Origin of the sequence: Anaeroplasma sp. (genome assembly GCF_034179385.1) — a bacterium.
Taxonomy (GTDB): Bacteria; Bacillota_I; Bacilli_A; order Acholeplasmatales; family Anaeroplasmataceae; genus Anaeroplasma.
This window is the reverse complement of sequence record NZ_JAXFPY010000101.1, coordinates 1-8964: the sequence shown is the minus strand read 5'-3', so window position 1 is coordinate 8964 and position 8964 is coordinate 1. Positions and strand designations below refer to the sequence as shown.

The following is an 8964-nucleotide window of genomic DNA, read 5'->3' as shown; positions in this document are numbered from 1 at the left end:
TTATTCCCGATTTTTTGAGCCAGTAATTTTATTTTAGTGCGCCAGCAATATTCTTTATTTGAGCCATCGATATTTATGAATTGAGCCAGTGTATTTTGCCACACTGGCTCATAATATTTTATGGATGAAATCCTATATTAACATGCGTAGCTCGAAAAGGGGCAGGGAAAATCTGTGTCCCTGGGATTCTACTATTTTTTTATTTATATTTTTTAGTTAATATTTCCTAGAACAAAATAAAAAGTCCTTCATTTAAAATGACTAGAATATAGTCAAATTATTTGAAGGACTTCCTTCATTTATTTTGATAATACTATTTATTTTAGTTACATATAAAATGCTAATTTACATCTTTTATGGATAATCATTTTTATTCATGAAAATAAAATTGTTATTGTAGTTCCTTTTCCTAATACACTTTCAACATTTATTTTATATCCATAGGATAAGCATACGTGCTTAACTATAGATAGTCCTAACCCTGTACCAGAATTTTGTTTTGATCTAGCTTTATCAACTCTATAAAATCTTTCAAAAATATGCTCTAAATCTTTTTTAGAAATTCCTATTCCTGTATCAGATATGATAAGCTTATCCTTATTAAGAGTAATTATAATTTTTCCAAAATCATTATTGTAGGCAATAGAATTATCTAATATATTTTTAATTAATTTATATAAATCACTTTGACTAGCAGAAAGAATTACATCTTCAAGATTTTTTTCCACTTGAATATTTTTATTATCCATAGCTATTTTAAATTCTAAAAGACAATCATTAATTATTTTTGAAACATTTACATCTTCAATTGTAGTTAAAACATTGTTTTCAAGTCTTGATAGATCCAACATTTCAATGATAAGTTTGTTCATTCTTTGTGCTTCTTTAATCGTTCTTAATGTTGCATCTTGAATTTCTTCTTTTGTTGTTAATATTCCTTGTTGAATTAATTGTTGATATCCAATAATAGATGTCAATGGACTTTTTAATTCATGAGAAGCATTTGCAAAAAATTCCCTTTTTAAAGAATTCATGTTTTCTTGTAAAGTGATATCAACCATCAATAATGCAACATGAAAATTAGAGGCATTAGACCAAGAAGTTTCAAGAATATTAATATAAAGTAAGAATTTTCTTCCTTCTAAATCATAAATTAGTTGTTCTTCTTGATTGTTTTTAATACAATTTTCAATTTTTTCTTGAACGAAAATATCTCTAAATAAATACATGTAATTCTTATTTAAAATATAATCTTGTTCAAAACCAAATAAAGATAACAAATATTTATTTATTAACTCTATTTTACCTTCATTATTAAGTAAAACAAGCCCTTGATTCATATTATCTAATATGTATTTAGATTTTTCTTTTTCGTTAGATAAAGAGGTTACTTTTTCATTTAATAATACTGTTAATTCATTTATTTTTGATGATAACAATTCAAAGTCTGTATCATTTGTAAGTTTATTATCTAAAATAGTTTCTAATTTATTAATTTCATTTTTTATCGGCTTTAGTGTTTTATTATATAAAAGTGATGTAACAGTTATAGAAATAGATAAAATTATTATTAATGATATTAACCCAAAACCAATGTAATTATTAATAAATTTTGTTAATGATTGAATAGGAAGAGATAAACGAATGTAATAACCATCATCAACTTTCGCTAAATACATCATATTTAATTTTAATGAATCCGAATATCTTGTAACACATTCTCCTATTTTTTGAAGCTCTTCTCTATTTAAATGATTTTCTGCATCATTTAATGATGAATCAACAATAACATTTCCACTAAGATCAATAACAGAAATTCTTATATCTTCATTCGTTTTACTCATAACATCTTTTAATTCATCAAAATTAGTGCCATCAAAAACTTCGCAAGCAATATTTGAATAGGAATATAATTCATTTTTTGCTGTGTCATAATTTTGATTATTTACATAAATACAAGAAACAATAAATAAAACGAAAAGAGTTAAGATGCTACTTATTATTTCTATACATAATATTTTTCGTTTCATAATTCGATTTTATATCCTATCCCATATACTGATTTAATAATAACTCCATCAGTATCATTTATTTTTTTTCTTAAAGATTTAATATGCATATCTATAGTTCTTGATTCTATATCATCATTTCCCCAAATATGACGAAATAATTCTTCACGAGAAATTACTTCACCATTTTTCTTCATCAATAGTTCCATAATTTCAAATTCTTTATTCGTGAGTTCAATTAAAGTATTATCTTTATAAAATTCATGTTTCTTACTATCAAGAATTAAATTCCCACGAACAATTCGTGTGCTTTTGAAAAATCTTCTAGCTTTAGAGTTTACTCTAGACATCAATTCTAATATTTCAAATGGTTTCTCAATATAATCATCTGCTCCTAAATCTAAGCCATCAACTTTATCCATGACCATTCGATTCGCAGAGACAATAATAATTTGAATATCATCATTATCTTCATGATCTCTAATTGTTTTTAATATTTCACTTCCCTGAATATTTGGAAGCATCATATCCAGTAAAATTAAATTAGGTTTTTGTTCATTAAATCTTTTAAAAAAAGATTCTCCATCATAAAAAGATTCAACAACATAACCTTGTTTCGTTAAAGCGACATTAATTAAATGTGAAATATTCTTATCATCTTCAACAGAATATATCAAATAATTCATTGTTGTCCTCCTAGATAATCTTTTTATCTTTATGAAAACCACTGACAATATAAACCACCCATTCAGCAATGTTTACGGCATGGTCAGCAATTCTCTCTATATATTTTACCACAAGTGTTGTATAAACAGCAAAGGAAGGACTACAAATATTGTTTTCGGTCATTTTTATAATATCATTTATTAATTCATCATACATTTTATCAATTAAATCATCTCTATCAATGATGCTTTGTGCTAAATTAACATCTTGTTTTATATAAGCTTCAATAGAATCTTTTACCATTTGTAATGTTATATCTACAATTTTATTAACTTCTTCGTTAGAATGCTTTTCACTATTTTTTAATTTTAAAGAAAATTCTAAAACATCTTCAGCGTGATCTCCTAGTCTTTCTAAATCGGATATTAATTTTAATATTCCTGATATTTTTCTTAAATCACTTGCAAAAGGTCTTTCCTTTAATAATAAATGAAGACATTCTCCTTCGATCATTCTTTCTAAATTATCAACGACATCATCGTTTACAAGATAATCTTTTTCTTGATAATTTAAATAGGCATCAAAAGCAACATTTAGGTTGTTAATGACTAAATCCGCCATGTGTATTATTGAACTATCTAAATATTCTATTCCTTGTAATAAATTCATATTATCCAAACCTTCCTGTAATATAATCTTCTGTTTTTTTGTTTTTAGGTTGAGAGAATAAATCCATTGTTTTATCACATTCAATTACTTCTCCTAGCATAAAGAATGCTGTGTAATCAGAAACACGAGTTGCTTGTTGCATATTATGTGTAACAATAATTATTGTATAATCTTTTTTTAATTCATGAATTAATTCTTCAATTTTTAAAGTGGCAATTGGATCTAAAGCACTCGTTGGTTCATCCATTAAAATTACATCTGGCTGCATTGCAATACACCTGGCAATGCATAATCTTTGTTGCTGACCACCTGAAAGACCCATGGCGGATTCTTTTAATCTATCTTTTACTTCGTCATAAAGAGCAGCTTTTTTTAATGATTCAACAACAATATTTTTTAATGTCTCTTTCTTTTTAATTCCTTGGCATCTAGGTCCATAAGCTATATTATCAAATATTGACATTGGAAATGGATTAGGATTTTGAAAAACCATTCCAACTTTTCTTCTTAATTCTAAAGTATTCATTTGGCTAATATTTTGATTTTCATATAGAATACTTCCTTCAACTTTACATCCTTCAATTAAATCATTCATTCTATTTAAACATCTAAGAAGAGTTGATTTTCCACAGCCAGAAGGTCCAATAAAGGCTGTAACTTGATTTTTATATAAGTCTAAGTTAATATTTTTTAAGGCTTGTTTATTGCCATAAAATAAATTAACATTTTCTATTTTAAATACACTTTCCATTGATTATGTCCTTTCAAATTTATTTAATTTCTTTCCGATAATTTTAACTATGATATTTAACATTAATACCATTGTAAGAATTACAATGGATATGGCACAAGCAAGCTTATAATTCGGGTTTTCTCCACCGAGTAAGTTCCAAATATGAGTAGCTAAAGTAGTAGCACCTTTATTAATGAAAATTTGATCTTGAACTTGAGAACCAACTACAAATATTAATGCTGCACTTTCACCAATAATTCTTCCTATGCAAAGAAGAGTTGATGTTAAAATACCTGGTATAGCATTTGGTAAAATAATTTTAAATGTCGTTTGTGTTTGACTAGCTCCTAAAGCTAAAGAAGCATGAGATAATGAATCAGGAATTACATCAATTGCTTCTTTTGTAGTTTTAATAATTACTGGAAGCAACATGATGGATAAAGTCATAGCACCTGCCATTAATGAAATACCATCAGATGAAATAATTTTGTTTAATATTGGAATAAAAATAATTACTCCAACTAATCCAAATATAATTGATGGGACTCCTCCTGTCATATCAATCATAGCTTCTAAAATGCTACTAAATTTATTTTTCTTAGCATAGACACTTAAATAGATAGCAGCACATATTCCAATTGGTAAGGATATGAATAATGTAATGATTATTAATAAAAATGTCGCTATTAATGACCCCTTAATTCCTCCACCATCCGTATAAATAGATAAGTTAGTAATACTTATAGCTTGATCAAATTTTTTAGCTACAGTATTCGCATCATCTTTACTAGTTATTGTCAATAAAGTATCATTCTCACAAACGAAAACACCTTTCTTAATATATTGTCCAACAGCTATTGAAACATAATGATTACTTCCTACATCAACCATATTTTTAAGTGGTGAATTAGAATCTATATAACGAATGGAAACAACTTTTTCCCCTTCTAAATTGGTTGTATCAGCAAAAGCAACTCCCCAAGCTTTAGAAAAATATTCACCATCTTTACAATTATAAGAAAAGCTTGTTAAATGATCTTCTGTATATTTTAAGGTATATGACTCACTATAATAATTATTCGTTAATAAATCAAAGGATATTGAACTTGCGCCATTAGAGAAAATAAACACAAAGATCAATACTAAAATTAATACTCCAAAACTAGAAAACAAATAGGTTATTCCATTTAATATTTTATCCTTTATAATACGTTTCTTCATATTAATTTCCTACTTTCTTTTTCACTAAATTAAGAACTATATTGGTTGAAACAATAATTATAATTAATACAATACCTAAAGAAAATTTTATATCATATGCCATTCCACTAGCTTCATTAAAACCACTTAAAATAGTAGTTGTAATCGTACTAGTTGTATCAAATAAAGAAAAAGTAGGGCCAACTTGAGCATTACCACAAACTTTAGATACAGCAGTCGCTTCCCCTAAAGCTCTTCCAACACCTAAAATGATTCCAGAAAATATTCCATTTTTAGCGCCTTTTAAAACAACTTTGAAATTTGTTTGTGTCTTTGAAGCTCCTAAAGCTAAAGAACCTAAAATCAAATTATTATTAACCGCTTGAATTGAAGTTATGGATACCATTGTTATAGTAGGGAAAATCATCATTCCAAGAACTAAAGAAGCAGTGAATACGGATTGTCCTCCAAGTGTTTGAATGTTAAATATTTCACTTATTTTCATTACAATTCTTGTCAAATAAGCTTGACCAAATAGACCATAAATAATGGATGGAACACTAGCTAATAATTCAATTACTAGTTGTAAACATGTTCCTATTTTTTTAGGAGCAATTCTTACTATAAATAAAGAAGATAAAATACTGATTGGAACGGCAATGAATAAAGCTAATACAGTTATATATATTGTATTTAAAATAATAAATCCAGCTCCAAAATGATTTGGTGCAAAATTCCATCTATATCCAAATAAAAACTCTGAAAATGATATCCTATATATTTGGTTATTTACTATATATTCTTTAAAAAATGGTTGTACGCCTTTTATGACAATAAAAGCAATAATCACTACGATTATTGCTGAACATAAAATACAAACACTCATAAAAAAGCCTTTAAAGAATATATCTGTTCTTGTTTTTCTTTTTAACGAAGACTTTTTTAAAATGTTTTCTTTCATGCTTATATTACCTCATTCCATTTCGTGTAAACACCAGTATACATTTTTACTAATTGGTCTTTATGAATATCTTTACATGTATTCAAAGCATTGACTACTACAACAATTGCATCAATACATAAATTTCCATAAGTTCCATCTTCTGCAGGTTCTGAACTATCTAATTTAAATTCACGAGAAGCAAAAGCCATATCTAAATAGCCAGTAGAATCTTTATCATCACCTTGAGTCTTTTTATATGCATCACCTGAGCCATAATAATTGTGTGAGAAATTAACATTACCACAAAGAGATGAGAATTCACTAGCTAAAGCTTGAGCCATTTTAGAAACAGATGTTGATCCACCAAAATGAATAGTAATATCTGAATGATCTAGAGTAACGATTGGGTAATTACCTTTTATTGAATCCCATGTAGGATCACTTGCTTTAACATCTAAAATTCCACCTTCTGATTGCATAGTAGATTTAGCTTCTTGAGTAGTAAGGTACGCTAAGAATGCTTCAATAATTTGTTCTTTTTCTGCATTATCATAATTGCTTCTAACAATGTAATTAAAGTTTCTTGTCAAAGTATATGATTTATTTAATACATTTTCTTCCGTTGGAGCAACACCTTCATAACTCAATCCTTTTAAATTTGAACCTTCTAAAGATGACATTGAAATATATCCAATACCATATTTATCGTTTTTAATAGAATTGATCATGTCACCGTTTGATTCAACGGTTCCTAGACCTTCAACTTTTAAAATAGAGTTATCTTCTTTTGCTTCACTTAAACCAATACCTGTAAAGAAACCATCTCTTGTCCCAGAAGTTGTATCTCTAGTGTAAAGTTTGATTTCTGCTTCTGGATTAAATGCATTGTTTGAACAACCTACTAATCCAAAAAATGCTACGAATAATAAACATGAAAACTTTAAAATTTTCTTCATATATAAACTCCTTTTCTATTTTTTACAACAACATTTTACTTATATTTATTTTTTAAAAATACCTGAAAGTGGTAAAGAATTGTAAAGAAGTTGTAAAAAACGTATGCCTCTTTTATGGATACATTATGAAAAAGCATATGCAAAGTTTAAAAAAAACTTAAAGGCAGATTGAGGCCTTTAAGCTTTTGTATTCAATGTACTACTTTTCTATATATAAGGATAACCATCTATCCTTAGATTTAATACCATTTGTTATATATGCATACCAAAAGATGGTAGTCTTTGTGTTTTTTAAAGCTTCCCAAAGGATGTTAAATTCCATATATGCAATGTCGTTATTGTTGTGGCATATCAAAATGCATTCTTTATTATTCATATTGAATTCATTTAGAATCTTATTTAATAATTTAGGAGTTAATGGCTCATTAATTATATATTTATAATGGTTAAATGATTTATTTTTTAAACAAGACCTGATATCTGAAGCACATAATGTAACAAATCCACCCTTATACATAGCATTTATTAAATCTAGTACTGCAGTTTCATAATCATTAGAATAGATATATGAATCATACCCTTCTATTTTATTTTCATATTTATTATCCATAAATTGGACATAGACCTGATATTTATCTTTCTTATCTACATTCATATTATCACATATAAAATCAAATGCACTACTCCCATATTTGAGATAAAAGATATGCTTCTATTAAATTCTAATTCTTTTATTTTATTTTCTAATTCTTTATTTGTTGTGTGAACTATTACAATTTCTTCATGTTTGCTAAATACATCTTCCCCAAACATTATTAGCCACCTTATCTACCTTTATTATAAATTTTAGAATTTAAAGCAAGATAAAAACTGCACCAAATAGTGCAGTAGTTATAGTTGCAGTTTCATTTCTTAGATTTGATGTATTGATACATCATATCTTCTCTTTCAGCTAAATCGCGCCAAGAGTGTATTTTAATATCAATTTTAAATACCTGAATATAGGCCTTAAACATTTCTTCTGCAATGACATCAGGTGCAAGCCTACCTGTTGCCCCACCGAAGGCTGGAATGACTATTTTCTTTACATTATTCTTCAGTGCACAAATTAATGTAGATCTCATAGAGGTATAGACTACCTCTGGATTTTTAATTTTAGATGGTACCCTCATCGTTGAGGTGTGAATTAGTTTTTTGTTTTCACCTGGTATATCTACAATAATGGATGAACCAACCTGTTGTTCACCATATAAATTAGAAATAATATAATCTTGAACTCTTTGTTGAAGCTTATTTCCAAATAACATGGTAAGTGCCTTATCGTATCCACCATCCATAAGTCCATAGGAGTTTGCAGGAGATACATAGCAATCTACATCATCTAGACTTGCAAATTCTAAAAATTCACAGACGATTTTAACATCACTACATTCACTAAAATATTTTCTCCAGGCTTGGCACATTTCCTTTTTATTATCTAATAATATTATTTCCATTATTCTTCCCACCACTTCCTTAGATTTTTCCTATATATATCAAGTTCTTCTTGCGTAAATTCAAAATATTCCTCTCTATATAATATCCTTATCATATATCCTATCTATGATTTGAAATGAATCACAATATCATCAAATCATATTTGATTCCTTCTTGAAATTATAATCTATAGAATCCTTAAAATATTTAATATTTAATACAGTTTCAACACCTGTAAATAAGCTTCTTTCACTATCATTCTATATCTATAATATATATATGAAAATTAAAAGCTGCAACAAAAATGCGATA

General features: G+C 27.2%; 10 protein-coding genes. All 10 read right to left on the bottom strand.

The features are described from left to right. Positions 1-374: 374 nt before the first annotated feature. The 10 genes from SPJ17_RS06870 to SPJ17_RS06825 all read right to left on the bottom strand — a co-directional run bounded on the left by SPJ17_RS06870 (position 375) and on the right by SPJ17_RS06825 (position 8672). On the bottom strand, positions 375-2030 hold the full coding sequence (locus SPJ17_RS06870) for an ATP-binding protein (RefSeq protein WP_321094001.1): 1656 nt from the start codon (positions 2028-2030) through the stop codon (positions 375-377). Continuing rightward, positions 2027-2695, bottom strand: coding sequence for a response regulator transcription factor (locus SPJ17_RS06865; RefSeq protein WP_321093999.1), 669 nt, complete (start codon positions 2693-2695; stop codon positions 2027-2029). Before SPJ17_RS06865 ends, SPJ17_RS06870 begins: the two co-directional genes overlap by 4 nt. Before the next feature lie 10 nt (positions 2696-2705). Continuing rightward, the gene (phoU, locus tag SPJ17_RS06860) at positions 2706-3344 is read right to left on the bottom strand and encodes a phosphate signaling complex protein PhoU (RefSeq protein WP_321093996.1); all 639 of its coding nucleotides are present in this window, start codon (positions 3342-3344) and stop codon (positions 2706-2708) included. Position 3345: 1 nt separating this feature from the next. After that, positions 3346-4095, bottom strand: a complete 750-nt coding sequence (pstB, locus tag SPJ17_RS06855; protein ID WP_321093993.1) for a phosphate ABC transporter ATP-binding protein PstB — start codon at positions 4093-4095, stop codon at positions 3346-3348. 3 nt (positions 4096-4098) lie between these two features. Further along, positions 4099-5298, bottom strand: a complete 1200-nt coding sequence (gene pstA / locus SPJ17_RS06850) for a phosphate ABC transporter permease PstA (protein ID WP_321093990.1) — start codon at positions 5296-5298, stop codon at positions 4099-4101. Between the two features lies 1 nt (position 5299). After that, positions 5300-6238, bottom strand: coding sequence for a phosphate ABC transporter permease subunit PstC (gene pstC, locus SPJ17_RS06845; protein WP_321093987.1), 939 nt, complete (start codon positions 6236-6238; stop codon positions 5300-5302). 2 nt (positions 6239-6240) lie between these two features. Beyond that, the gene (locus tag SPJ17_RS06840; RefSeq protein ID WP_321093984.1) at positions 6241-7176 is read right to left on the bottom strand and encodes a substrate-binding domain-containing protein; all 936 of its coding nucleotides are present in this window, start codon (positions 7174-7176) and stop codon (positions 6241-6243) included. Positions 7177-7375: 199 nt separating this feature from the next. Beyond that, a complete protein-coding gene (locus SPJ17_RS06835; protein ID WP_321093982.1) occupies positions 7376-7831 on the bottom strand; it encodes a hypothetical protein in 456 nt (151 codons plus the stop codon). Further along, the gene (locus tag SPJ17_RS06830; RefSeq protein ID WP_321093980.1) at positions 7828-7989 is read right to left on the bottom strand and encodes a hypothetical protein; all 162 of its coding nucleotides are present in this window, start codon (positions 7987-7989) and stop codon (positions 7828-7830) included. The genes SPJ17_RS06835 and SPJ17_RS06830 overlap by 4 nt, the downstream gene beginning before the upstream one ends. 92 nt (positions 7990-8081) lie before the next feature. Then, positions 8082-8672 carry a macro domain-containing protein gene (locus tag SPJ17_RS06825; RefSeq protein WP_321093978.1) on the bottom strand — a complete coding sequence of 197 codons (591 nt, stop codon included), beginning with the start codon at positions 8670-8672 and terminating at the stop codon, positions 8082-8084. Positions 8673-8964: the final 292 nt, after the last annotated feature.